Origin of the sequence: uncultured Eubacterium sp., assembly GCF_934561735.1 — a bacterium.
In the GTDB taxonomy this organism is placed as follows: domain Bacteria; phylum Bacillota; class Clostridia; order Oscillospirales; family Acutalibacteraceae; genus Eubacterium_R.
Window position 1 is genome coordinate 341,496 of record NZ_CAKTGT010000001.1, and the last position, 24,582, is coordinate 366,077.

Annotated in this window: 21 protein-coding genes and 1 tRNA gene; 15 read left to right on the top strand and 7 right to left on the bottom strand. The window is 41.2% G+C overall.

The window, feature by feature from the left end; all coding sequences use genetic code 11:
• Positions 1 to 13 precede the first annotated feature (13 nt).
• The 3 genes from Q0E08_RS01495 (at position 14) to Q0E08_RS01505 (ending at position 4,701) form a co-directional block, all read left to right on the top strand.
• The gene (locus Q0E08_RS01495; protein WP_294775410.1) at positions 14 to 1,072 is read left to right on the top strand and encodes a carboxypeptidase-like regulatory domain-containing protein; all 1,059 of its coding nucleotides are present in this window, start codon (positions 14 to 16) and stop codon (positions 1,070 to 1,072) included.
• A gap of 18 nt (positions 1,073 to 1,090) precedes the next feature.
• Positions 1,091 to 3,358 carry a hypothetical protein gene (locus tag Q0E08_RS01500; RefSeq protein ID WP_294775412.1) on the top strand — a complete coding sequence of 756 codons (2,268 nt, stop codon included), beginning with the start codon at positions 1,091 to 1,093 and terminating at the stop codon, positions 3,356 to 3,358.
• Positions 3,359 to 3,621: 263 nt separating this feature from the next.
• Complete coding sequence (locus Q0E08_RS01505; protein WP_294775415.1) at positions 3,622 to 4,701, top strand: sugar-transfer associated ATP-grasp domain-containing protein; 1,080 nt, start codon at positions 3,622 to 3,624, stop codon at positions 4,699 to 4,701.
• 50 nt (positions 4,702 to 4,751) lie between these two features.
• On the opposite strand, the gene Q0E08_RS01510 is transcribed toward Q0E08_RS01505, so the two are convergent.
• Genes Q0E08_RS01510 through Q0E08_RS01525 form a run of 4 tightly spaced genes read right to left on the bottom strand, consistent with a single transcriptional unit; the run spans position 4,752 to position 8,923 of the window.
• Entirely contained in the window at positions 4,752 to 5,882 is a 1,131-nt protein-coding gene (locus Q0E08_RS01510; protein ID WP_294775418.1) for a sugar-transfer associated ATP-grasp domain-containing protein, read from the bottom strand.
• A 2-nt stretch (positions 5,883 to 5,884) separates the two neighbouring features.
• Positions 5,885 to 6,583 carry a class I SAM-dependent methyltransferase gene (locus tag Q0E08_RS01515; protein ID WP_294775420.1) on the bottom strand — a complete coding sequence of 233 codons (699 nt, stop codon included), beginning with the start codon at positions 6,581 to 6,583 and terminating at the stop codon, positions 5,885 to 5,887.
• A gap of 25 nt (positions 6,584 to 6,608) precedes the next feature.
• On the bottom strand, positions 6,609 to 8,231 hold the full coding sequence (locus Q0E08_RS01520) for an FGGY-family carbohydrate kinase (RefSeq protein WP_294775423.1): 1,623 nt from the start codon (positions 8,229 to 8,231) through the stop codon (positions 6,609 to 6,611).
• A 32-nt stretch (positions 8,232 to 8,263) separates the two neighbouring features.
• Positions 8,264 to 8,923, bottom strand: coding sequence for a TetR/AcrR family transcriptional regulator (locus Q0E08_RS01525; RefSeq protein ID WP_294775426.1), 660 nt, complete (start codon positions 8,921 to 8,923; stop codon positions 8,264 to 8,266).
• A 262-nt stretch (positions 8,924 to 9,185) separates the two neighbouring features.
• On the opposite strand from Q0E08_RS01525, the gene Q0E08_RS01530 reads away from it, so the two are divergent.
• The 4 genes from Q0E08_RS01530 to bsh all read left to right on the top strand — a co-directional run bounded on the left by Q0E08_RS01530 (position 9,186) and on the right by bsh (position 13,516).
• Positions 9,186 to 10,670 carry an aspartate aminotransferase family protein gene (locus tag Q0E08_RS01530; protein WP_294775429.1) on the top strand — a complete coding sequence of 495 codons (1,485 nt, stop codon included), beginning with the start codon at positions 9,186 to 9,188 and terminating at the stop codon, positions 10,668 to 10,670.
• 358 nt (positions 10,671 to 11,028) lie between these two features.
• Entirely contained in the window at positions 11,029 to 12,246 is a 1,218-nt protein-coding gene (locus Q0E08_RS01535; RefSeq protein ID WP_294775431.1) for a class II aldolase/adducin family protein, read from the top strand.
• 133 nt (positions 12,247 to 12,379) lie between these two features.
• Positions 12,380 to 12,466: transfer RNA gene (locus tag Q0E08_RS01540), tRNA-Leu, on the top strand.
• A 78-nt stretch (positions 12,467 to 12,544) separates the two neighbouring features.
• Positions 12,545 to 13,516 carry a choloylglycine hydrolase gene (gene bsh, locus Q0E08_RS01545; protein WP_294775434.1) on the top strand — a complete coding sequence of 324 codons (972 nt, stop codon included), beginning with the start codon at positions 12,545 to 12,547 and terminating at the stop codon, positions 13,514 to 13,516.
• Positions 13,517 to 13,606: 90 nt separating this feature from the next.
• Here the strand turns inward: bsh and galE are convergent, their stop codons facing one another.
• Together galE and proS are read right to left on the bottom strand one after the other, a co-directional pair.
• The gene (gene galE, locus Q0E08_RS01550) at positions 13,607 to 14,623 is read right to left on the bottom strand and encodes a UDP-glucose 4-epimerase GalE (RefSeq protein WP_294775437.1); all 1,017 of its coding nucleotides are present in this window, start codon (positions 14,621 to 14,623) and stop codon (positions 13,607 to 13,609) included.
• A gap of 98 nt (positions 14,624 to 14,721) precedes the next feature.
• Complete coding sequence (gene proS, locus Q0E08_RS01555; protein WP_177663747.1) at positions 14,722 to 16,164, bottom strand: proline--tRNA ligase; 1,443 nt, start codon at positions 16,162 to 16,164, stop codon at positions 14,722 to 14,724.
• 426 nt (positions 16,165 to 16,590) lie between these two features.
• Between proS and atpB the strand changes: the two genes are divergently transcribed.
• The 7 genes from atpB to Q0E08_RS01590 are packed head-to-tail and all read left to right on the top strand — an operon-like array spanning position 16,591 to position 22,949.
• Positions 16,591 to 17,418, top strand: a complete 828-nt coding sequence (gene atpB, locus Q0E08_RS01560) for a F0F1 ATP synthase subunit A (RefSeq protein WP_177663745.1) — start codon at positions 16,591 to 16,593, stop codon at positions 17,416 to 17,418.
• Between the two features lie 39 nt (positions 17,419 to 17,457).
• Positions 17,458 to 17,685 (top strand): ATP synthase F0 subunit C, encoded by a 228-nt coding sequence (atpE, locus tag Q0E08_RS01565; RefSeq protein ID WP_177663743.1) that lies wholly within the window; start codon positions 17,458 to 17,460, stop codon positions 17,683 to 17,685.
• A 40-nt stretch (positions 17,686 to 17,725) separates the two neighbouring features.
• Positions 17,726 to 18,208: a F0F1 ATP synthase subunit B gene (gene atpF, locus Q0E08_RS01570; protein WP_294775441.1), complete on the top strand. Its 483-nt coding sequence runs from the start codon at positions 17,726 to 17,728 to the stop codon at positions 18,206 to 18,208.
• Complete coding sequence (gene atpA / locus Q0E08_RS01575) at positions 18,208 to 20,226, top strand: F0F1 ATP synthase subunit alpha (protein ID WP_294775443.1); 2,019 nt, start codon at positions 18,208 to 18,210, stop codon at positions 20,224 to 20,226. The genes atpF and atpA overlap by 1 nt, the downstream gene beginning before the upstream one ends.
• Positions 20,219 to 21,115, top strand: coding sequence for an ATP synthase F1 subunit gamma (atpG, locus tag Q0E08_RS01580; protein ID WP_294775446.1), 897 nt, complete (start codon positions 20,219 to 20,221; stop codon positions 21,113 to 21,115). Before atpA ends, atpG begins: the two co-directional genes overlap by 8 nt.
• Before the next feature lie 25 nt (positions 21,116 to 21,140).
• The gene (gene atpD / locus Q0E08_RS01585) at positions 21,141 to 22,523 is read left to right on the top strand and encodes a F0F1 ATP synthase subunit beta (RefSeq protein WP_294775449.1); all 1,383 of its coding nucleotides are present in this window, start codon (positions 21,141 to 21,143) and stop codon (positions 22,521 to 22,523) included.
• A 12-nt stretch (positions 22,524 to 22,535) separates the two neighbouring features.
• Positions 22,536 to 22,949, top strand: a complete 414-nt coding sequence (locus Q0E08_RS01590) for a F0F1 ATP synthase subunit epsilon (RefSeq protein WP_177663734.1) — start codon at positions 22,536 to 22,538, stop codon at positions 22,947 to 22,949.
• Positions 22,950 to 23,006: 57 nt separating this feature from the next.
• Here the strand turns inward: Q0E08_RS01590 and Q0E08_RS01595 are convergent, their stop codons facing one another.
• On the bottom strand, positions 23,007 to 23,951 hold the full coding sequence (locus Q0E08_RS01595; RefSeq protein WP_294775453.1) for a glycosyltransferase family 2 protein: 945 nt from the start codon (positions 23,949 to 23,951) through the stop codon (positions 23,007 to 23,009).
• Between the two features lie 106 nt (positions 23,952 to 24,057).
• Here Q0E08_RS01595 and Q0E08_RS01600 point away from each other — a divergent pair, with 106 nt between their 5' ends.
• Positions 24,058 to 24,525 carry a GtrA family protein gene (locus Q0E08_RS01600; RefSeq protein WP_294775456.1) on the top strand — a complete coding sequence of 156 codons (468 nt, stop codon included), beginning with the start codon at positions 24,058 to 24,060 and terminating at the stop codon, positions 24,523 to 24,525.
• Positions 24,526 to 24,582: the final 57 nt, after the last annotated feature.

Here is a 24,582-nt window from a genome sequence, read left to right on the forward strand (position 1 = left end):
GGGGGTTTCATCAATGAAACATACTTTTAAAAGCTTCTTAACTACCCCATTCGTTTGTTTAATTTTAATAATTTCTATTTTTGCGTTGCCATTCAACGCAAATGCCGAGGCAGGAACCCTCGGAACGGAAACACCTGAATTATCATGTGCATTTACCGATGCAAACGGTAAATCCGCAGACGGCAACAGACTCCAAGCGGGTACATATTATGTAGATGTTGTTCTTAGCGGAATGAAGGCGGTTTCCATAGTTGAGTTAACAGCAACATATGATCCGGAATATATTTCAAGCCTCAGTGTTTTGAGCACTTATGCAGATGAACACGACGGGATGAAAAAAGGCGGTCAAAAGATTGAAAACAATACTGTTTCTGTTTTTCAAGTTGCTGAAAGTGATGATGCATCTACAATCGATATTAACGGGACTGTATTGGTCTCACTTTCTGTTACAGTCGCATCCTCTTGCGATTTCGCAGATGTATTTGCATTTTCAAAAAATCCAAGTTTGTGCTTTATAGAGGCATCATACAAGGACGGATACGAAGACTGTTATGTGCTTGATACAAGTGTGCAAACCACTTGCAAGACTTACCCAATGACAGCGGACGCATCTCCTTATTATCTGGTTACAGAGTTTGATGTTACGGGCAATGTAACTGTTGCCAAAGAACTTACGGGTGCTGCAACAACAGCTCCGGCAAGCGGAATTACGGTAACAATTAAAGGTACCGACAAGAGTACAGTTACGGCAGAAGACGGTTCGTATAGTTTTACCGGTCTTAACATCGGAGAATATACCCTCGTGTTCAGCGGAGCACATACTATAGACAGAGAAGTAACGCTTAAAGTTGAAAGAGAAAACGCCAACTACGATCAAATTACCGTTGATAATGTAGGTATCTGCGTTGTGGATTACAACAAAGACGGCAAAATAAATTCAACAGATGTGGCTCTGTTTTCAAAGTTTAAAACCGACTTAAACGGTGACGGTCAATTTGACAAAAGTGACACCGAAATATTTAAGTCATTTTTCAGACAGACAGTTGCATATACTCAACTGGAATTAAAATAATGGAGGAAACTATATAAAATGAAAAAATCATTTAAAAAAGTAGTTGCAATCCTCTTAGCAGTAATGATGATAGTTTGTTCCTTCCCGTTGACAGCTTTGGCTCAGGAAGAAACAAGAACAAATATAAATCTTCAATTCGGAGATGTTTCTAACTCTGCGACGGCGAAGCATTATACCTCAGGAAGAGGTGCATCTTCAGCCACATTTAAGAAATACACCGGATTGAATTCTACTAAGTTGGAATACAGCAACGGCAAGATTACCGGCTATGGAGTGGGCGACTACTTTGCAGTCAGTGTCCTTGTTGAAAATGTATCACAGATTGCAGCCGCTGAAACTGCAATCAAGTATTCAGACTCAATTGTACCTGCATATGTTAAAACTACTTCATCAGGTAATTTGGTAGGCGAATACACAGAATCAGATGATGCACACGAAGATTCTCCTAAGCTTGGTGCATTTTTGCCACAGAGCGGTAACGCTTTGTACAATGCCACAAACACATTGGGCGAAACTTCTTATGTTAATGCAGAAACAAAGACAATGCACGCTCAGTACTCAGTACAGACAGGTGCAGAGTATACAGCTGCAACAACTGTTAACGGTGTTGCAGACAATACATTTGTTTTGGCAACATTTTTGTTCAAGATTGTCAGCAACGATGCTATCACTTTCAGCATCGATACAACTGAAGAAAACTACTATCTTGCAACAACCGCAAACGGTGGTAAAGTAGAAGAATATAAAACATATGCACCAAAATCAGAAAATGCAAAAGCAGATCTTGACTTTATGGGCAAAAACGAGTATAATGGTAGTGAAGTAAACAAATACACTATCAAATTTGTTGACGCTGACGGTCAGGAAATCTCTTCTACACAATATGAAGAGGGTGCACAGGTAACTATTCCTGAACTTCCTGCAATGACATATGATGATGCTCAGCACTATTCATATGCTTGGGATGTTGAACCTGAAGCTACCGCTACAAAGGACGCTACTTACACAATCATCAAGACAGGTGAGGCTCATGCTTGGGATGAAGGTACTGTAACAACAAAACCTACAACCACAACTCCTGGCGTTAAGACATTTAAGTGTACAGTAGCAGGATGCGACGCAACAAAGACAGAGTCTATCGACCCTATCGTAGAAGAACATGTTCATACATGGTCTGAATGGACATATAACAATGATGCAACTTACACATCATCTTCAGTTCATACAGACGGTACAGCTACAAGACATTGTACAGGTAAGCTTCCAGACGGTTCAGATTGTACAGAAACCGAAACAAAGACAATTGCCGGTACAGGATTGCTTCGTGTTAACACAGCATCTGTAACTCTTGGTGCTGCTGTTGTTATGAACATTGGTATGGATAAGTCAAGAGCAAGCAACTTCAAGTCAACATATATCAAATTTGAGTATGCAGGCACATCTGTTGATGTTGATGAACTTTCAAGCAGCACAACAGCATCGCGTTACTATTATGACTTTGACAAGGTTTCACCGGATAAGTTTGGTGAAGATGTAACAATTACAGCTTATGGTGTAACAGAAGATGGTATTGTTTGTCGTGGACATTCAGTAACAACTTCAATTGAATCTTATGCATATAAGACACTTCGTAAAGCAGGTACAAGAGATACACTTAAGACATTGCTTGTTGAATTGCTTTACTACGGTGCACAATATCAGAACTACATGAACTACAAGACAGATGATCTTGTAACAGCTGACCTCACATCTGATGAAGCAGCTCGTCATACAACTGATGTTCCGGAATACCAGAAACTTACTGATTCTAAGTATTCTCTCAACCCTAACGGTGATTCAGCAAATAAAGTTACTGTAAAGGCTGCAAGCTTGTTGCTTGAAGGTAAGGTTCTTCCACAGATAAGAATTGAAATTCCAAAGACTTCAAGCATTAACGACTTTATATTCACTTGGACAATTAACGGAAAGGTAACTTCATTTACATATGAAGAACATCCTGATTGGTTTGTTAAGACAAATCCTTCTGCTGCCACAGCATCGGTAAATGATTCTTACTTTATCCAATGTAATGTCCTTAAAGCTAACCAGTTCTCTATTCCTTTCTATTTAACAGCATATGAAGGCTCAGTAGATGAGGCTCATCAGGTATCTAATGTCCTTCAATACAGTGTTGAATCTTATGCAACAGGTTCTACTGTTAAGAACAATGCTAAGCTTAAGGCACTTGTTGACCAAATCCTTAGATACGGTCGTGCAGATGTTAATTATGTAGGTGGAGTACAATAAAATAAATACCTTAGTTTAAAAGGTTTTTATAAAGAGAAATAACCACAGGGGGTGACTCATCAATGAAGTACACAAAGCCAGTTGCAGAACTTGAAAAGTTCGAAGTTGCTGATGTAGTAACAACATCTATGCTTCCTGAAGAAGATATCTAATCGGGAAATGATGAGTAAAAACATTACATAATGTTCAACGGACGCTTCGGCGTCCGTTGTTTTTTGTTTGACTTTATGCACATAATGGGTTATAATTTTTTTGGTGATATAATGAAAGAGATGTTCAGAAAAATCGGCAAATCAAATGCTTTTATGTACAAAATATGCTGTGATATTCTTTATGCGGCAAAAAGCGATGTGCAAAAGGAAGCTAAAATAAAGGAAAATATAGATAAGCTTGCACCGGAACTATATAATGATAAGCAAAAGTTTAAAAAAATATATAAGGATTTACTCGGTCAAAAATATATTTACGGCATTACTTATCTTGATGAGTATTTTTTGTTTGATTTTCCAAACAGAAGCTTTGAAGAAAGAAAGGCTTTTGTAGGCACGGATGAATATTTAAGAAATACAAAAAAAATAAAAACTAAAGAGGTTGAAGAACATCCTATATTAAAGGACAAATATTCCGCATACCAAACACTCAAAAAGTATTACAAGCGTGATATTGTTCCGATAAAAAGCTTTGCGGATTTTGCCGAATTCAATGCTTTTGTTCAAAAACATCCTGTCTTTTTGATAAAAAAAGAAACAGGCTCACTCGGTAAAAATATTACAAAATATGATTTGTCGGACGGCAAAACCAATCCAAAAACACTCTTTTTGGCTCTTCTCAGCAAGGGGCAATGGGTTGCCGAAGAAATGATTGAACAATGCGATGAAATGGCGGCGTTTCATCCCGCTTCGGTTAATACTGTAAGAATTGCAACATTTTATGACAAAAATAAAAAGCTTACAAAGCTTTTTGCAATGTTCCGCACGGGCAGCGGCAACAGCGTGGTTGACAATGCAAGCAGCGGCGGTATTTGTGCAAGTATAGACCTAAAAACCGGAATTATCGAATCAAACGGATACAAAAAGAACGGCGAAATTGTGGAACTTCAACCCGATACAAAGCATATAATCAAAGGCTTTCAAATTCCGCAATGGGATGAACTTTTGCACCTTGCCGATGAGGTTGCTTTTGCCGTGCCGTATTACAATTATATCGGTTGGGATTTTGCACTCACCGATAACGGTTGGGTGGTTGTTGAGGGCAACAGCCGACCGAATATCAATTCAATTCAAATGTGCTCGGGCAGGGGACTCCGCAAAATCCTTGACGAAACCCTCGGCCTCGGAGAATAACAAAAGACATTCTGTGCTTTTCAACACGGAATGTCTTTTTGTTATATGGTTTAGTATATTGCTTTTTGGTATTTTTCGCAATCCTTTGATAATTTGAAAAAAGTTTCAGCATACAAAGGGCGTAATCCTTCTTCTGCAACAAGTTGAGTAAAATAATGACCCGGAACACCGTTTGCTTCAACAAGAACCCAGCCTTTGTCACTATACGCAAAATCCCAACCGATGTATTTCTTTTCAGGGAATACTCTTACGATTTTTTCAAGCATTTCAAGCAATTCATCCCAATGAGGAATAAAAGTACCTTCATATTTTATGTGGGAATCGGGATGTTCGTCAAATCTTTTTAAGCTTTTTTCAACTTGACCTTTGGTATATATTTCTCCGGTATCTTTTTTAACTCCGATTAAAAGACCGCCACGAGTGCCATTGTCAATGTTTGAACCTTTTCTGCCTGTTCTCAGACCTGACGAGATTTTGGTGAGCTTATTGTTGTCATAAAAAGTAACATATCTGATTGTATTAATTGAATCGGGATTAAAATCATTGAGTATACCTCTTTGATTTATAAGTTCTTCAACAATTGCACCTCTGTCATTTAGTGCATTGTCAAATATCTCTTTTACGGATATATTATCTTTTGTTAAATCGTAAAACCGGATTCCTTTGCCGTTATTGTTTAAAGCAGGCTTAACAACAAAACGATTGTGCTTTTTTGTAAAATCCTCAAAAGCAGACAGGTCGTTTTTGTTTTGAATAAGAACAACATCACGCTTGAAAAATTCGGAATATTTTTTATATGTTTCCCTCTTGTCACAGAAAATATCAAATTTTTCAGGACCGTCTTTGATGAGAATTTCTCTCATTATTCTTAAATATTCAAAGGCAGAAACATTTTTTAAAATTTCTTTTTTTGTTTTGTGCTCAAAATCAAACGAAACAAATTCCTGGTAAACAAATTCATATGCAAATCTATAATATACCATTTTAAGTCTTAACTTAAATAATTGGAGTTTGCTTCTGTTTTGGTCAAGCTTATATGCCTTTATTTCATTATTAATGTTACAAACATTACCACCAAAAAATGCCTTTATCATAGCGGCAGATATAAGCGGAATTCGCAAAAACCTGTTTAGTCTGGCTTTTTCCGCTCGCTTATTTGAAGGAAATACTAAATCAACCATTATTATTTCACCTCATTATTTTTAGAAGGGTCAAAAGTCCAGACAGAATAAGAAAACGGACAATATGCGTAAACCAACGGACCTTTTTTGAAAAGGATGTCACGCTTTTCCATAGTCCAGCGTGGGTCGTTTCTCAAAGGCGGAACCATATAGTTATCCGCATAAAGAAGCACTTTGACAGGGTGGTCGATTTCTTTTTGAATTTTGTCAATAAACTTTAGGTACAGTTCCTCAAAAAACGGGCGGCACAACAATATAACCGTGTAGTCATTGTAGTTGAGTTTGAAAGCATCACCCGAATATACTGTTATATTGTCATATCTTTTTGCCCAATTTTGGGTATATTCGGCAACCTTGGGATTGAGTTCCACGCCGTATAATTGACCTTTAAATCCGATGCTTTCAAAAAAAGCAAAAAATCTGCCTTTGCCGCAACCTACATCAATGATTTTGTCATCATCCGTAAAGTGTTGGTCCTGAAAAATCTCCTGAAGTGCCCAATATCTTGCATTTTCACTGCCTGTGGCATTTTCATATCCGTCAACGGACGGAACATATTTTTCAAGCGACACGCCGCAAATCTTTTTGTCGATTTTGCGGTCATAGCACGATGCGATTGTGCGAGTGATTTTTTTGTACACTCTGCCTGCAAAGGTGGTCATATACCATGAGTATTTCCATTGGTTTTTATATGTTCCCATTAAAAAATCAACCTTTCAAACGGAATTAACCGTTAAGAATTTCAAAGTTCTTTTTGTTGCATTTGTAGAGGTTCTTAAACACCTCAAAGTTGCGGTCGTAAACCGCTTTGTTTGCCTTGTTAGGGTGATATGTAATCTTAGCCGGGATAAGCTTTTTAACTTCTGTCATCGAGCTTATCATGCCTGTACCTACTGCGATACAAGCCGCAGCACCGACCGCACCGATATTTTGCGGAGAATCAACAACCTCAACATCACGCTGGAGAATATCGGAGAGAATTTGGCAGGTAGCCGCACCGAGTGCACCGCCGCCGCAAAAACGAACAGCGTTTGTTGTTTTATACTTTGCAACCTTTTGTTCCTGACGCTCAAGCATCCATCTCATATGGAAGCAAACGCCCTCAACAACGGCTCTGATGAGCTCGGTTTTGCCTGTTTCAAGGTGAATGTTGAAGAACATACCTGCGGCATTAGGGTCCTCAAACGGGCATCTGTTGCCGTGGAGCCACGGAGTAAACACAACACCGTCCGAACCCGGATTTGCACGCTCGATAACTTCTTCAAGATAATCGTAAAGGTTGAAGCTTTGTTCTTCCAAATCGTCCTTTTTGTGGCCGTATTTTTTGAGGAATATGCCTATTTCGTCAAGTGCAAGGTGGTCCTTAACCCAGCCTACGCATTTATTTGAAGTTTCAAGTTCTGCAAAGTAGTTGTAAGTTTCAGGGTTTGCGCCTACGATAGCCGCCATCATAGCGCCTGCGTCAACAAGCTGCTCAGGAACAACGGTTCCTACCCAACCCGAAGTGCCCGAATAAATGTGAGTGTCGCCGACTTCGGTTGCACCTGCACCTACGCCGATGAGTGATGCGTCACCGCCGCCGCCGTAAACAGCCGTGCCCTCTGCAAGTCCGAGTTCTTCAGCGGCTTGCTTTGTAACCTCGCCGACTTTTTCCGTGCTTGCTTTGATTACAGGCATATGCTCGATATTAACGCCCACCATATCGCAAATAGGCTTGCACCAGCCCTCGTGACCCTTACGGGTATCATAAAGGAGTGTGCCGAATGCAGAGTCGTTTGTCATAACAAATTCGCCGCTGCAACGAAGAATCATATATTCCTTAACATCAAGCCACTTGTAAATACGCTTGAAGTTTTCAGGCTCGTGAGCCTCAACCCACTTGTATTTCCAAATCGGGTCCTTAACGGATGACGAAACAGCACCCGTGTACTTGAGATATTTAAGAAGTTTGGTAACCTCTGCACCCGCAACCTGAACACCGTGTGCAATGCCTTTTTTGATTTCTTCTCTTGCACGCTGGTCCATATATGTCATAGGACGGCGGATGCACTTGCCCTCTCTGTCAACAAGAACAAGACCCTGCATAGCCGAGCAAAAGCTGATGCCTTCGATTTGCTCTTTCTTGATTTTCTTGCATTTTTTGAACACATCCTTTGTGGTTACGCACATTGCGTTCCACCATTCGTCTGCATCCTGCTCGCTGCCGCCTTTAACGCCTGTTTCTTCGTCAACATAAAGGTTGTATCCCTCTGTTGCCGATGCAAGAATTTTCATTTCCTTGTCGATTTCGATAAGGCAGGTTTTGATACCCGTAGTACCGATATCATAGGTGATTACATACTTACTCATATTATCCTCCGTATATAAATATAGTTTGTTAACTATTTTTCAAAAGTAAATGCCGACTCAATAAATTTGAGCAGTTGTTTTACTATTTGGTCTTCCGACAGTTCGGCTACATCAACGCCCGTATAAATCTCAAGCCTGTTGCGATAGTAGTCGCAGGTGAACGAAAACTGAAGCGAAGTCAGCAAATTGTCAAGGAAAAATGCAAAAAGACGAGGATCCATATCCTGTCTTACATCACCGTTTGCAAGTGCGTCGGTAATACATTTTACATATTTTTTGCTTGTTTCGCCCTCAATGGCTTTGGCAAATTCCATCGCCTTTTCGCTGTTACGCTCGGATGTTATTTCGTTGTAGAGTTTAACATAGTTTGCATCCTTTTGGCTGAGCTGACAGGTTGTTCTTATCAACTTTTCGGCTTTTGTAAGGAGCTTGTCATCGCTTTTGAGTATTTCGTCAACCGCATCGTCAAGGATTGACATACCTCGTTGAATGCAGGTGATGAACAAATCCTCCTTTGTGCTGAAATACTTGTACATCAGCCCGATGCTTATTCCGGCATTTTTGGCTATTATATTTATGTTGGCGTTTTCGTATCCTTTAGAAGCAAATTCATTAATACCGACTTCAAGTATTTTTTCTTTTCTCTCGTCGGAAGCCCTCTCAAACGCTTCTTTATATCTCTTTTCAAACATAAAAACTTGATTTTGTAGCCTTGCACAAAAGGTGAATGACTTGTTTGTGCAAATGCTCCAAATCTCCTTTGGTGAGTATTAATTCACTAAGAACATATTACCATTTTTCAATATATAATGCAACAAAAATAACTAAAAATTCGTAACATTAAAGTTGACAAATCGGTAAAATGTGATATACTTAACTTGTAAAGACTGTGAGCACCCGCTCACCAATTAATTAGTGAGTAACCGCTCACCATAAAATCTAAGGAGGAAAATTATGGATACAAGATTCGCTATTACAGAGTATCCTAATGCTGCTGCACTTACAGCACAGCTCGATGCATTAATCAAAAAACCAATCTACTCTATCAACAGAGCAGCTCTTAAAGAGTATGAAGATGAATACTTCGCAAAGAAGTGCGCAAAGTCTAAGGAAATGATTACAGAAGCAAAGCAAGTAATCCCGGGCGGTGTTCAGCACAACCTTGCGTTCAACTATCCGTTCCCAATCGTTATGACAAAGGCTAAGGGCAATAAGCTTTGGGATATCGACGGCAACGAATATTTTGACTTCCTTCAGGCAGGCGGTCCTACAATCATCGGTTCAAACGACGATGTTGTTAAAGAAAAGGTTAAGGAACTTCTTGATGACTGCGGTCCTTCAACAGGTTTGTTCCACCCTTACGAATATAAACTCGCAAAGAAAATCAGCGAATGTGTACCTTCTGTAGAAATGTTCCGTATGCTTGGTTCGGGTACAGAAGCATGTATGTGTGCTGTTCGTGTTGCTCGTCTTGCAACAGGCCACAAAAATATAATCAAAATGGGCGGCGCTTATCACGGCTGGTCAGATCAGCTTGCTTGGGGTATGCGTGTTCCGGGTACACTTAACCTTCAATCACACGGTGTTCCTATGTTTGTATTCAAGCACACACAGGAATTCTTCCCTAATGATCTTAAAGACCTTGAAAAGAAGCTCATCATCAACAAGTTCCGTGGCGGCACAGCTGCTGTATTCATCGAGCCATGCGGCCCTGAATCAGCTACCCGTCCTGTTGATAAGGACTTCCCTAAGGGCGTACAGGCACTTTGCCGTAAGTACGGTGCTCTTCTTGTATGCGACGAAGTTGTAACAGGCTTCCGTATCGGTTTGTCAGGTGCTCAGGGTTACTACGGTATTGATCCTGATATTACAATCTTCGGTAAGATTATCGCAGGCGGTTATCCTGGTGCAGGCGGTATCGGCGGTCACAAAGAAGTTATGAAGTATCTTGGTGCAGGTCTTGATAAGGCTGAAGGCAAGAAGATTCATAAGGCTATGTGCGGCGGTACAATGGCAGCTACACCTATCTCTTGCTGTGCAGGTTACACAGTTATCTGCGAAATCGAAAAGAGAAATGCTTGCCAGGTTGCAGGTCAAATGGCTGACAGACTTGTTAAGGGTCTTAACGAATCAATTAAGAAATACGACCTTCCGTTCGTATGCTACAATGTAGGTTCAATCTGCCAGTTACATACAGTTGCTACAATGCACTTCAGAATTAACTGGAGAAAGCCTTGGACAATTCCTACGGTTCTTAAGGAAACAGGCATCCGCCAGACAGAAATGCAATATATGGGTGCTGCTTATATGGCAGAAGGTCTTGTAACACTTGCAGGTTCTCGTCTTTACACATCAAGCGCTTATACCGAAGAAGACATTGATGAATGCATCAAGAGATTCGACAAGGTTCTTTCAAAGTGCGAAAAGATTGATTATTAATTAACGGCATAAAAAGGGCGGAACAAGGGGCACACTGCGTAAGGAATAAATGCTCAAAAATCAAATAAACATCGAAATACTGCGTTAAATTTACAGTGAAGGCGGCAAGCCTGCCCTGTAAATTATGCCTTGTCTTTCATCTGTTTCTTTGGCTTTTTGAGTGCAGGGCAGTTTAAGCAAACTGATTTTGTTCAGTGTGCATTAACAAAATCCCGTCAATACTTGCGTATTAACGGGATTTTTTAATAATACAATGGGCAAAACTCAGAAAGCTTAAACCAATTACTTCCTTAAGCAGTGCGCCCCAATGACCGCCCGTTTGTCGCTTTATAAATTACATAAATATAAGGGGAAAAATATGGCTTACGAAATTGAAGAAGCTAAAAGATTAGTTGTTGAAGCAGGCAAAAAGCTTGTTGAATCCGGTCTTATTGCCCGTACTTGGGGCAATGTTTCCGCTCGTATCAGCGATACTCAGTTTGTTATCACTCCGTCGGGCAGAGCTTATGAAGATCTTACTCCCGATGAAATTGTAGTTGTTAACATTGCAGACTGTTCACACGAGGGCGATATTAAGCCGTCATCCGAAAAGGGTGTTCACGCAGCAGCATATCGTCATCATCCTACAGTTGATTTTGTTATTCACACTCACCAAAGAGCGGCTACAATCGTTTCCATCACCGGTATGGAAATCAGAAATGTATATGACGAATTCAAGGGCGTTTTGGGCAACAAGGTTCCTTGTGCTGATTATGCTATGTCTACAACAGATTCACTTCGCAGGAAGGTTGAGATGTGTATTCAGATGAACCCGAGCAGCCGTGCAATTATGCTTATGCACCACGGTACACTTTGCATGGGTGATAATTATGACCACGCATTTGCTATTGCCGAAAATCTTGAGAAGTGCTGTGAAAAGGTAATTAAGGACAATTATCTTCGTCATTCGTGGGATAAGGCTTATTCGGATGAAGCAAGAAGAGCTTTCTATCTTAAAAAGCACAATGCAGGCGAAATGCCGGCAGAAATCTGTGACCTCGGTTCTTCTGTAAGAAACGGCAACCGCTTTACTCTTACGGTAGGCGGCAAGTCTGTTGATGTTGACCTTGAAACAGGACTCGGTATCAACGGCATTGCTCCAAAGGTAGAGAAAATTCACAGAGCTATTTATAATACGGAAAATGTTACAATGATTAAGCACCTTGCAACTCCTGATGTTGTTGCTGTGTCTTGCCTTGATGAAACTATGGAACCTATGATTGACGACTTTGCTCAAATCGTCGGCCTTGATGTAAAATGCGTTCCGTGGATTAACGGTGACACAGACGATTGTGCAAAGGAAATCGGCAAGGCTGTTGAAAAGAGAAATGCAGTTCTTGTTCAGGGTATGGGTGCAATGATTACCGGCAATAACGACGGTGACCTTCAGGCTCTCGATATTATTATGGATAAGGGTGCTGCCGCTCAAATCGATTGCGATATTTTCAATCGTTCTCACTATGTTCCAAAGGCAGAATGCTTCCTTATGAGAACGGTTTATCTTGCAAAGTATAGCAAGCAAATTGACGAAAAGTAACTATAGACTGTGATAAAGCTACTGAACCACTAAATTAATAATTGTTAAAGCCGAGGCGGAAACTTCGGCTTTTGTTTTTTTAAAAAACTGTTGACAATATATATGTTTTTATATATAATATAAATACTGATTTGCCGGCGTGTCGGAATTGGCAGACGAGACAGACTCAAAATCTGTTATCCGTTTGGGTGTGTGGGTTCAAGTCCCACCGCCGGCACCAGAAAGAGAACGATGAGGACAATCCTTGTCGTTTTTTCTTTTATATATTGCGTATACTATTATAAAAGGAGATGGTTATATGTGCACTGCCGCAACCTACAAAACAAAGGATTTTTATTTTGGCAGAACTCTTGATTATGAATTTTCTTACGGTGACAGCATCACGGTTACACCTCGCAATTATCCGTTTGATTTTCGCTTTGAGGGTAAAAACGACAATCACTATGCCATTATCGGTATGGCACATATTGCAAATGACTACCCGCTTTACTATGATGCCGTAAACGAAAAGGGCGTTTGCATTGCAGGGCTTAATTTTGTGGGCAATGCTGTTTATGCAACCGAACCTTGCGAGGGCAGGCAAAATGTTGCACAGTTTGAATTTATCCCATGGATTTTGTGCCAATGCAAGGATATGTCGGAAGTGCGTGAACTTCTCGGCAATATAAATATCACAAACACTCCGTACAATGAACAATTCACTTCCGCACAGCTTCATTATATAATTTGTGACAAAAACGAGTGCATAACCCTTGAATGTATGGCAGACGGAATGAAGATATATGACAATCCGGTGGGCGTGCTTACAAACAATCCGCCGTTTGATGTGCAGATGTACGAGTTCAGCAAATATATGTCGCTTTCACCTCAGCAACCAAAGAATAATTATGATTTGGATTTGCAGTATTTCAGCAGGGGAATGGGTGCACTCGGATTGCCGGGCGATTTGTCATCTCCGTCACGCTTTGCCAAGGTTGCGTTTACAAAACTTAATTCCAAATCTGCCGATGATGAAAAATCAAGCGTCGGTCAGTTCTTTCACATTCTCGGTTCTGTTGACCAGCAGCGTGGATGTTGCGAGGTTGCCGACGGCAAGTACGAAATTACGATTTACACATCTTGCTGCAATGCCGACAAGGGCATTTATTACTACACAACCTATAATTGCCGCAAAATCAATGCGGTTGATATGCACCGTGTTGACCTCGACAGCGACACCCTTTTTGCATATAACATGATTGATGAAGAGGAATTCTTTTTCCAAAATTGAATTTGAAGTATTAAGAAAACTCCCGAAGCGTATTCGCTTCGGGAGTTGATTTGTTATTAGCGTGGTTCAGGAGCTTTATCGGCAGTCTTATTAATCAGGGTAGCCGTTAGGATTTTGACTCTGCCATCTCCAAGAGTCCTCGCACATTTCTTCAATGCCTCTTTCGGCTTTCCAGCCAAGTTCCTTGAGTGCCTTGGATGGGTCGCTGTAGCAGGTTGCAATGTCGCCGGCTCTGCGTGGCTTGATTGAGTAAGGAATCTTTACGCCGCTTGCCTTTTCAAAAGCGTGAACAACATCAAGTACGCTGTATCCGATACCTGTACCGAGGTTGTAGATGAACAAGCCTTTATCCGCTCTAACTTTTTCAACGGCCTTGAGGTGACCGAGTGCAAGGTCAACAACATGGATGTAATCTCTTACGCCTGTGCCGTCAGGAGTGTCGTAATCGTCACCGAATACGCCGAGTTCTTCTCTCTTGCCGATGGCAACCTGAGTGATGTATGGCATAAGGTTGTTTGGAATACCGTTTGGATCTTCACCCATTGTGCCGCTCTTGTGTGCACCGATTGGGTTGAAGTAACGAAGAAGGCAAATGCTCCAGTCGTTGTCGCTTGCATAAAGGTCTTGGAGCATACATTCAATGATGTACTTTGTTCTGCCGTATGGGTTTGTAACTCCGCCAACCTGCATATCTTCGGTGAGAGGAGAAATGTTGTTCATGCCGTAAACGGTAGCCGATGATGAAAATACAATTTTCTTGCAACCGTTGTTACGCATAACATCAAGCAAAACAAGTGTGCCTGTGATGTTGTTGTCAAAATATTCAAGAGGCTTCACGCAGCTTTCACCGACTGCTTTAAGACCTGCAAAGTGAATAACGCTGTCGATGTCCTCGGCATCAAACACCTTTTGCATGCCTTCTTTATCTCTGATGTCTACCTGATAGAAAGGGAAGTCCTTTCCTACAAGTGCCTTAATTCTGTCGTAGGATGATTTTTTGCAGTTGTAAAGATTATCAACAACAACAACATCAAATCCTGCATTCATAAGTTCAACGCATGTGTGCGAACCGATGTAACCGAGTCCGCCTGTTACTAATACTGACATAGCAAATGCCTCCTAATGCTCGGATGTACTAAAGTACATCACAGTTTTTTATTTTATTGACTCAATGCCGATTGGCATTTTTTACTGTTTGTTACAAATTAATATGCTTTGCCCCAGTATACCATACATTTGGCAGGCTTGCCGCAGCATACGCATTTGTCATCAATATGCTCTTGCTCAAGCGGAATGCAACGAGAACCTACACCGGTAACTTCCTTTACCTTGTCCTCGCATGCTTCATCGCCGCACCACATAGCTTTTACAAAGCCGTCGCCGTTCTTTTCAAGGTCGGCAATAATTTCGTCCATATTATGTGCAATGTATGTTCTGCGTTCTCTGTTTTCAAGAGCCTTTTCGTAAATACCCTTGCGTACTTCTTCAAGTTTTTCAAGGATAACTTCTTCAATTTTGTCAAGAGGAACGATTGTTTTTTCTCTGTTGTGACGGGTAACAACAACGCATTGACCTGCTTCGATATCTCTCGGACCGAGTTCGATTCTTACAGGAACACCTTTCATTTCGTATTCTGCAAACTTCCAGCCCGGAGTGTTGTTTGAATCGTCAATCTTTGCTCTGCAAACCTTGTTGAGTCTGTCGCAAAGTTCGTTTGCCGCATCAAGAACACCGTCTTTGTGCTGTGCAACAGGAATAACGATTGCCTGAATAGGTGCAACAGCCGGCGGAAGAACAAGCCCATTGTCGTCACCGTGTGTCATAATGATTGCACCGATAAGTCTTGTTGTTACACCCCAAGATGTTTGATGAGGATATTGGAGTTGATTGTTTTTGTCTGCAAACTGAATGTCAAAAGCCTTTGCAAAGCCGTCGCCAAAGTAGTGGCTTGTGCCTGCCTGGAGTGCCTTGCCGTCGTGCATAAGTGCTTCAATGCAGTATGTTCTTTCCGCACCGGCAAACTTGTCGCTTTCTGTCTTTTGACCTTGGATAACAGGCATAGCCAAATCCTCTTGGCAGAACTTGGTGTAGATGCCGAGCATTTTTTCTGTTTCTTCAATTGCTTCCTCAGGTGTTGCGTGGAGTGTGTGACCCTCCTGCCACAAGAATTCTCTTGAACGGAGGAACGGTCTTGTTGTCTTTTCCCATCTTACAACCGATACCCACTGGTTGTAAAGTTTAGGCAAATCTCTGTGAGAATGTACAATGTTTTTGAAGTGCTCGCAGAAAAGAGTTTCGCTTGTAGGTCTTACGCAAAGACGTTCTTCAAGCTTTTCGTTTCCGCCGTAGGTAACCCATGCACATTCCGGAGCAAAACCCTCAACATGGTCTGCTTCCTTTTGAAGAAGTGATTCAGGGATAAACATAGGCATACAAACATTTTCGTGACCTGTTGCCTTAAACATTCCGTCAAGTATTCTTTGGATATTTTCCCAAATTGCGTAGCCGTAAGGTCTGATTACCATACAGCCCTTAACGCTTGTGTATTCGATAAGCTCTGCCTTTTTGCACACATCCGTGTACCATTTGGCAAAGTCCACATCCATCGATGTGATGTCATCAACCATTTTTTTCTGATTATTTGCCATAACAATCTCCTATATACCATAGTAATTAATTATATACATTATATATATCTGCTTCAGCCTTTTATTATAAATGAAAATATCTGAAAAGTAAACCGTTATTTTGATAATTTTACTTTTATTTTTTGCCAAATTTATTTATACTTTGAGCTTTTTCCTCTTTGTGTTGATTGATTTTGTGTGATTATTACTGTTTGGAATAGAGTTGTTCATAACTTGTATACAAATAGTAAACAGATTGTTAACGGTAGGTATAAAGTTGCACAAAAATAACTAACATTTATTGTATATTTTTATCATACGAATGTCAAAAATATGAAAAAGTCGTATTGCAAAATTTAAATTTCGTGGTTATAATGAGAGTAAAAGTAGGTGAAGAAAATAACAATCTTTTCAAACCTGCAAATATATGGAAATGGAGGAATGACGATGGCATTAGCACCTATTAGTATGAGCGTCAATTTGCAGGAAGAACTCCAAAAGCAACTCAACATCGACGAAGTGTTCGGCTTTGACATCAAGGGCGTGCATGTAGGCTTTGATGAGAGCACGGTTGTTTCCTGGATTATTATTGTCGCTGTGACGATTTTGGCTATATTCCTCACCCGAAACTTAAAAGTTCAGGGCGAAATATCCAAGCGTCAGATGATACTTGAAATGTGCTATGAAAAGGCAGAAGCATTTTTCAAAACCGTAATGGGTCCGAAAGTGGAAAAATACATTCCGTGGCTTATGAGTATGGCTTTGTTTATCGGTGTGTCCAATATGATTGGACTCCTGGGATTCAAGCCGCCTACAAAAAGTATGCAGGTTACCGCGGCAATGGCACTTACCACAATCGTGCTCGTAGAATATTGTGCCTTTAAGGATAAAGGTGTCCTCGGCAGGTTTAAGGAATTCACAAAACCTGTGTGGATTGTAACTCCTATCAATATTCTTGAAGTGTTCACCAAGCCGCTTTCACTTTGTATGCGACTTTTCGGTAACATTATCGCAGCGTTTACCATTATGGAGTTAATCAAAGCGGTTCCGTTTATGAAATTCGGATTTCCGGCTGTGTTCAGCCTCTACTTCGATTTGTTCGACGGACTGTTGCAAGCGTACATTTTCTGTTTCTTGACAGCTATTTACCTTCAGGAAGCCGTAGAGGAGTCCGAAGAAGAGCCTAAGGAAGCAAAGAAAATGCGTAAGGCACAAAAGAAAGCCGAGAAATTGGCAAAAAAACAAGCAAAAAAAGAAGCTAAAGCTGCGGCTTAAGCACATAAACAACGATTTATATTTTAAGGAGATAAAATTATGACAGGATCAATTATCGCAATCGGTGCAGGTATTGCACTTTTGTGTGGACTCGGTGCAGGTATCGGTATCGGTATCGCAACAGGTAAGGCAGTAGAAGCTCAGGCTCGTCAGCCTGAAATGGCAGGTAAAATTCAAACAACACTTATTCTCGGTGCGGCTTTGTCCGAAGCAACCGCTATTTACGGCTTGATCGGTGCTATTTTGATTATCTTTATGGTAAAATAGTCAGACCTACCGTTCATTTTAATTGAAAGGAAATCAGCAAATGTTAAAGTTTGATTTTAATTTGCTTTGGACAATATTCAATCTGATTATATTTTATCTTTTGATGAGATTGTTCCTTATCAAGCCTATCAGAAAAACTTTGCAGGCAAGAAAAGAACTCATTGACAATCAGTTCAAGGAAGCCGAGGATACGGTTAATGCCGCAAACGAAAAAATGGCAGACTATGAGGATAAAATCAAAAATGTCGACACCGAAGCAAAGGAAATTATTTCCGACGCAAGGGACAAGGCAAAGGTTGAATATAACAAAATCCTTGATAAAGCAAACGATGACGCCGCTAAGATGAAGCAAGATGCTCAAAAGCAAATCAAGCAGGATACCGAAAATGCCCGCAGAGATGTTAAGGAAGAGCTTGCAAAACTTGCTATGGAAACGGCACAAAAGGTTGTCGGCGAAAGCGTAAATGCTCAAACAGACGCCGATATTTATAACAAATTTTTAAACGAAAGCAGTGAAGATTAATGATTAAAAATCAGGAATTATATATCAAAAAGCTGCTTTCAAATCAAGTAAGCGTCGGCAGTTTGGAGGACGCGTTAAGACTTATGAACGGAAGTGAGGAACTCCGCACAACTCTTAACAATCCAAACTATAAGACAGAAGAAAAGCAGCAGGTAGTTAACGATTTGTTCTCTCCGTCCGTAAGAGAATTTATGGGCGAGCTTGCCGAGAACTGCCAATGTGATGACCTCGAGGAACTCATTGAGGCATACATCGTTGAAAGCGACAGACAAAAGAATATCGTTCACGCAACAGTAACCTGCACAACTCCTCCGGATGAAAAGCAACTCAAGGGCATTGAGGATTTTGTTCGCAAGGAGATGAATTGCGAAAATGTTGTTGTAGATGTTAAAAAGGACGCATCTTTAATCGGCGGTTTTGTAATTGCCGTTGAGGGCAAGGAATACGATTTTTCCCTTAAAACAAAGATGCAAACAATCAAAGACCAAATTCTTCGCACGGCAAAGGAAAGCACAGGCGACAACAAAGAAGTGCTTGAGGTTTTGCGTAAGGATGTAAAATCCTTTAAGGACAATCTTCAGGGCGAGGAAGTAGGTCAGGTAGTTAAGGTCGGCGATAATATCGCAACCGTTGTCGGACTCGGTAACGCAGTATACGGCGAAATCGTTGTATTTGAGGACGGCACAAAGGGCATGGTTCAAAACATCAACCTTAACTCAATCGGCTGTATCCTTTTCGGTTCGGACGAAGAAATCGAGCAGGGTACAAAGGTTAAGCGTACAAAGAGAAAAGCCGGTGTACCGGTAGGTGACAAATTTGTCGGCAGAGTTGTTAACGCACTCGGTGAGCCTATCGACGGCTTGGGTGATATTGAAGCAAGCGATTACCGTTTGATTGAACAGCCGGCTCCGTCAATCGTAGACAGAAAGTCGGTATCAAAGCCTATGGAAACAGGTATTCTTGCAATCGACTCTATGTTCCCGATAGGCAGAGGTCAGCGTGAACTTATCATCGGTGACCGTCAGACCGGTAAAACTTCCATTGCGGTTGATACAATCATCAACCAAAAGGGCAAGGACACAATCTGTGTTTACAATGCTATCGGTCAAAAGGCTTCAACAGTTGCAAAACTTGTTAACACACTTAAAAAGAACGGTGCAATGGATTACACCATCGTTGTTTGCTCAACAGCGTCGGATGCGGCATCACTTCAGTACATTTCTCCGTATTCGGCAACGGCTATGGCTGAATACTTTATGTACAAGGGCAAGGATTGCCTTATTGTATATGACGATTTGAGCAAGCACGCAGTTGCTTATCGTGCAATTTCGCTTCTTCTCGGAAGACCGCCGGGACGAGAGGCTTATCCGGGCGATGTATTCTACTTGCACTCAAGACTTCTTGAGCGTTCAAGCCGTTTGAGCGATGAACTCGGCGGCGGTTCGATTACTGCTTTGCCTATTATCGAAACTCAGGCAGGCGACGTATCGGCTTACATTCCTACAAATGTTATTTCTATTACAGACGGTCAGATTTATCTTGAAAGCGACCTTTTCTTCTCGGGTCAAAGACCGGCGGTTAATGTCGGACTTTCCGTATCCCGTGTAGGCGGTGCGGCTCAGACAAAGGCTATGAAGAAGGCGGCAGGTTCACTCCGTGTAGATTTGGCTCAGTTTAGAGAAATGGAAGTATTTACCCAGTTCTCATCTGATTTGGATGATGAAACAAAGACTCAGTTGAAGTACGGCGAGGGACTTATGGAACTCCTCAAGCAGCCGCTTACTCATCCTATGTCTTTGGCACAGCAGGTTGTTACCCTTGTAGGTGCAATCGGCAAAAAATTTGTTGATGTGCCTAAAAACCAAATCAAGAGCTATCAGGGCAAAATGCTTGAATATTTTGACACTCATCACAGCGACCTTATGTCGGAAATCAACACACAGCAGGTGCTTGACGATGAGCTTAAAACTTCAATCCTCAATGTGATTGATGAATTCGGAAAGGCAAATAATGGCTAATGCAAGAGAAATCCAGGGCAGAATGAAGTCCATCAAGGATACCATGAAAATCACAAATGCGATGTATATGGTGTCCTCATCAAAACTTCAAAAAGCCCGCAGAGATTTAAAAAACACAGAGCCTTACTTCTTTATGATTCAAGACAGCCTTGCAAAAATTTTGGATGTTGCCCCGGAGGTCGGTTCGGCATATTTTGACGGGCGTCCTTACAGGCAGGGTAACGACAGAACGGTTGCGTATCTTGTTCTCACAGCCGATAAGGGCTTGGCAGGTGCTTATAACCACAATGTTATCAAGCTTGCCGAGCAAAAGGCAACGGATGACGGTTGCAACAATGTGCTTTTTGTTGTGGGTCAACTCGGCAGACACTTTTTTGAAAAAAAGGAAATCCCGATTGATATCAATTTTAAATATGCCGCACAAAATCCAACCGTTAACCGTGCAAGGCACATAAGCGAAAAACTTGTTTCAATGTTTCTTGACAAAAAGATTGACGAGGTGCATGTTATATACACAAAAATGGTCAATTCAATGACAGTAGAAGCGGTTTGCACTCAACTTCTTCCTCTAAAAAAGGAGAAGATTAATATGCAAAGCAACGAGCTTGTTGCACATTATACCGACGCAACATTTTTGCCCGATGCAAAAACGGCGTTTGATTCAATCGCTCCGAGTTATGTTGCCGGCTTTGTGTACGGTGCGCTTGTAGAAAGCTATTGCAGCGAGCACAATGCCCGTATGATGGCTATGCAAAACGCAACGGACAGTGCCACTTCTATGATAAGAGATTTGTCCATTCAGTTTAACAGAGCAAGACAGGCGGCTATCACGCAGGAAATCAGCGAGGTTTGCGGCGGTGCAAGCCACGCCTCTCAAAATGCTCAATAACAACCTTTCAGAAAGGTAAAAAATTATGAATTACGGTAAAATAACACAAGTTATGGGACCTGTTGTCGATGTACAGTTTGACGGTGATCTTCCTAAAATTAAGGAAGCACTTGAGGTCGAAAATGACGGCAAGCGTGCCGTTATGGAGGTTGCACAGCATATAGGCGGCAATACCGTTCGCTGTATTATGCTTGCCGCATCCGAGGGCTTGTACAAGGATATGCAGGTTGCCGCAACAGGAGATTCTATCAAGGTGCCTATCGGCGAAAAAACCTTGGGCAGACTTTTCAATGTTGTAGGCGAAACCATTGATGATTTGGAAAATTTGGATAACGAGGAGCACTGGTCAATTCACCGCAAGGCTCCGAGCTTTGACGAGCAATCGGACGAAGTAGAGATTTTGGAAACAGGTATTAAGGTTATCGACCTTCTTACCCCTTACCAAAAGGGTGGTAAAATCGGTTTGTTCGGCGGTGCCGGCGTAGGTAAAACCGTACTTATTCAGGAACTTATCACCAATGTTGCAACTCAACACGGCGGTTATTCCATCTTCACCGGTGTAGGTGAGCGTTCAAGAGAAGGTAACGACCTTTGGAACGAAATGAAGGAATCCGGCGTTATCAACAAAACTGCCTTGGTATTCGGTCAGATGAACGAACCGCCCGGAGCAAGAATGAGAGTTGCCGAAACAGGACTTACAATGGCAGAATATTTCCGTGACAGAGAGCATCAGGATGTGCTTCTCTTCATTGATAATATTTTCAGATTTATTCAGGCAGGTTCCGAGGTATCCGCACTTCTCGGCAGAATGCCGTCAGCCGTAGGTTATCAGCCTACTTTGGCTACCGATGTCGGCGAACTTCAGGAGAGAATTACTTCTACAAAGAACGGCTCCATCACATCTGTTCAGGCTGTATATGTTCCTGCCGATGACCTTACCGACCCGGCTCCGGCAACAACATTTGCTCACCTTGACGCTACTACCGTACTTTCCCGTAAGATAGTAGAAAAAGGTATTTACCCTGCAGTTGACCCTCTTGAGTCCAACTCAAGAATTCTTGAGGCCGATGTTGTAGGCGAAGAACATTATGAGGTTGCCTGCAAGGTACAGGAATATCTTCAAAAATATAAGGAACTTCAGGATATTATCGCAATCCTCGGTATGGAAGAGTTGTCCGATGATGATAAGCTTTCGGTATACCGTGCAAGAAAGATTGAAAAGTTCCTTTCACAGCCGTTCCATGTAGCAGAAACCTTTACGGGCTTAAAGGGCGTTTATGTTCCTATTAAGGAAACCGTAAGAGGCTTTAAGGCTATCGTTGACGGTGAAGTGGATGATTTACCTGAAATGGCATTCTTCAATGTCGGCACTATTGATGATGCGATTGAAAAAGCAAAAACTCTTTAACGGGTGATTTATATGAACACTTTTAAATTGAAGATTGTTGCATCAAACCGTGTGTTTTTTGACGGTGATGCACAAAGTCTTGTTGTGCCTGTTGCGGAAGAGGGACTTTGCGGTTTTTTGGCAAACCACGAAAACACGGTTGCACCTATTGAATTCGGTGAGATGAAATTTACCGATGCACAGGGCAAGGTAACCGAAGCGTTTGTGGGTTCGGGATTTCTTGAATTTTTTGACAATACGGCAACACTTGTTTGTATTTCTGTTGAACTTCCTGAAGAAATTGACAAGCGTCGTGCTCAGGAAGCTGCCGAAAGAGCGGAAGAAGAGCTTCGTCAACAGCATTCGCTTGATGAATACTATCAAATTCAGGCAAATCTCTCCCGTGCGATGGAAAGACTTAAAATCAAAAATAAACACCAAATATAAACAAAATGACCTTTCGAAAAAATCGAAAGGTCATTTTATGTTATATCTTTTGCGAGATTATTGTTCTTTGTTTCGCTTTATTATGTCCTTTGCAATGTATATCGGGCGGTGCTTTGACTGTTCGTATATTTTTGCAATGTATGAGCCGATTATGCCCAAAGTGGTAAGCGTTATTCCGCCGAAAAATGTAATCAAAATTACAAGCTGTGTAAAACCGTCAACGCTGATGTTGTTTGTGAATTTTCGTATCAGCGTTATGATAAAGTAGATAATTGAAAATGCCGTGGCGATTGAGCCGACATATGATGCCATTTTGAGTGGGGCGGTGGAAAATGCCATTATTCCGCTTATTGCGTATTTGGTTAAAGAGCGAAAACTCCATTTGGTTTCACCTGAGTTTCTGTCGCTTGCCTCGTATTCCACAAATTCAGTGTTGAATCCAACCCAACTGAATATGCCTTTTGAAAATCTGTGATATTCGCCGAGCGAAAGTATGGCGTCTTTAACCTTTGATGTAAACACCCTAAAATCGGACGCACCGTTTTTGAATTCGGTATCCACCATTGAATTCATAATTTTGTAGTACAGCGATTTGGTTTTGGACATAAATTTGCTTTCACGCCTGTTTTTTTGATAAGCGCATACGCAATCAAGCTCCGGATTTGCAATAAGTGTGCGGTACATTTGATATGCCGTTTGCGGCAACTGTTGCAAGTCGGCGTCAATCAGACAGATTGCGTCGCCTGTGCTGTTTTGAAGCCCTGCAAATATCGCCGATTCCTTGCCGAAATTTCTTGAAAAATTTATTATCGTAATGTTTTTGTCGGGATGGTTGTCAAACAATTCTCTGAGCTTTGCTTCTGTTTGGTCGCCGCTTCCGTCGTTTACAAAAACATATTCGTAGCTTATCGGAGCAAGGTCAAGCACCTTTTCCGCCTCATCAAAAAAGGCGGCAACATTGCCCTCTTCGTTATAGCAGGGGATTATTAAAGAAAAGTCCATTTTGTCCCTCGTTTCCGCATTTATGCTGTGGTTGTTGACCGATAGGTCGGTTTGTGATAAAATCAATTATACCACAGTTAAAAAATCTATACAAGGACTTTGATTTATGAAAAAGTTTTTTACCAAAGAAATATTGATGTATCTTATTTTCGGTGTGCTCACAACGGTTGTGTCTTGGGGTACATATACCGTGTTTGTAAACATCTGCAATATGTCGGTATTTTGGGCAAATCTCATCAGCTGGGTTTGCGCGGTAACCTTTGCTTATATCACAAACAAACTTTGGGTTTTTGATTCAAAAAGTTGGGAAGTTAAGTTTGTTGTAAAAGAGGCGGTTTCGTTTTTTGCCTCTCGAGGCGTTACCGGCGTGATTGAAATTGTGTGTGTTCCGCTTCTTGTAAAAACTTCGTTTGACAATCTGTTTTACAATTTGTTTGATAAAATGGGCGTAGGGATGAAAGTTTTGTTCACCGACGGAATTTATTCAAAGATTGTCGTGTCGTTTATTATAGTTATTCTTAACTATGTTTTTTCAAAATTGATAGTGTTTAAGAACAAAAAGGTCGAGGATTAAAAGGCCTTTTTATTCTTTTTCACAAAAATATTATTCCTTCTTTGTATAATTTTTATA

Excerpts from the sequence above, each read along its gene's own strand:
- bsh (WP_294775434.1), top strand. The coding sequence starts at position 12,545 with ATGTGCACTGCCGCAACCTACAAAACAAAGGATTTTTATTTTGGCAGA.
- Q0E08_RS01600 (WP_294775456.1), top strand. The coding sequence starts at position 24,058 with ATGAAAAAGTTTTTTACCAAAGAAATATTGATGTATCTTATTTTCGGT.
- atpB (WP_177663745.1), top strand. The coding sequence starts at position 16,591 with ATGGCATTAGCACCTATTAGTATGAGCGTCAATTTGCAGGAAGAACTC.
- atpF (WP_294775441.1), top strand. The coding sequence starts at position 17,726 with ATGTTAAAGTTTGATTTTAATTTGCTTTGGACAATATTCAATCTGATT.
- atpE (WP_177663743.1), top strand. The coding sequence starts at position 17,458 with ATGACAGGATCAATTATCGCAATCGGTGCAGGTATTGCACTTTTGTGT.
- Q0E08_RS01535 (WP_294775431.1), top strand. The coding sequence starts at position 11,029 with ATGGCTTACGAAATTGAAGAAGCTAAAAGATTAGTTGTTGAAGCAGGC.
- Q0E08_RS01525 (WP_294775426.1), bottom strand. The coding sequence starts at position 8,923 with ATGTTTGAAAAGAGATATAAAGAAGCGTTTGAGAGGGCTTCCGACGAG.
- Q0E08_RS01590 (WP_177663734.1), top strand. The coding sequence starts at position 22,536 with ATGAACACTTTTAAATTGAAGATTGTTGCATCAAACCGTGTGTTTTTT.
- Q0E08_RS01520 (WP_294775423.1), bottom strand. The coding sequence starts at position 8,231 with ATGAGTAAGTATGTAATCACCTATGATATCGGTACTACGGGTATCAAA.
- Q0E08_RS01500 (WP_294775412.1), top strand. The coding sequence starts at position 1,091 with ATGAAAAAATCATTTAAAAAAGTAGTTGCAATCCTCTTAGCAGTAATG.
- atpA (WP_294775443.1), top strand. The coding sequence starts at position 18,208 with ATGATTAAAAATCAGGAATTATATATCAAAAAGCTGCTTTCAAATCAA.
- Q0E08_RS01530 (WP_294775429.1), top strand. The coding sequence starts at position 9,186 with ATGGATACAAGATTCGCTATTACAGAGTATCCTAATGCTGCTGCACTT.
- atpG (WP_294775446.1), top strand. The coding sequence starts at position 20,219 with ATGGCTAATGCAAGAGAAATCCAGGGCAGAATGAAGTCCATCAAGGAT.
- galE (WP_294775437.1), bottom strand. The coding sequence starts at position 14,623 with ATGTCAGTATTAGTAACAGGCGGACTCGGTTACATCGGTTCGCACACA.
- proS (WP_177663747.1), bottom strand. The coding sequence starts at position 16,164 with ATGGCAAATAATCAGAAAAAAATGGTTGATGACATCACATCGATGGAT.
- Q0E08_RS01595 (WP_294775453.1), bottom strand. The coding sequence starts at position 23,951 with ATGGACTTTTCTTTAATAATCCCCTGCTATAACGAAGAGGGCAATGTT.
- Q0E08_RS01495 (WP_294775410.1), top strand. The coding sequence starts at position 14 with ATGAAACATACTTTTAAAAGCTTCTTAACTACCCCATTCGTTTGTTTA.
- Q0E08_RS01505 (WP_294775415.1), top strand. The coding sequence starts at position 3,622 with ATGAAAGAGATGTTCAGAAAAATCGGCAAATCAAATGCTTTTATGTAC.
- Q0E08_RS01510 (WP_294775418.1), bottom strand. The coding sequence starts at position 5,882 with ATGGTTGATTTAGTATTTCCTTCAAATAAGCGAGCGGAAAAAGCCAGA.
- atpD (WP_294775449.1), top strand. The coding sequence starts at position 21,141 with ATGAATTACGGTAAAATAACACAAGTTATGGGACCTGTTGTCGATGTA.
- Q0E08_RS01515 (WP_294775420.1), bottom strand. The coding sequence starts at position 6,583 with ATGGGAACATATAAAAACCAATGGAAATACTCATGGTATATGACCACC.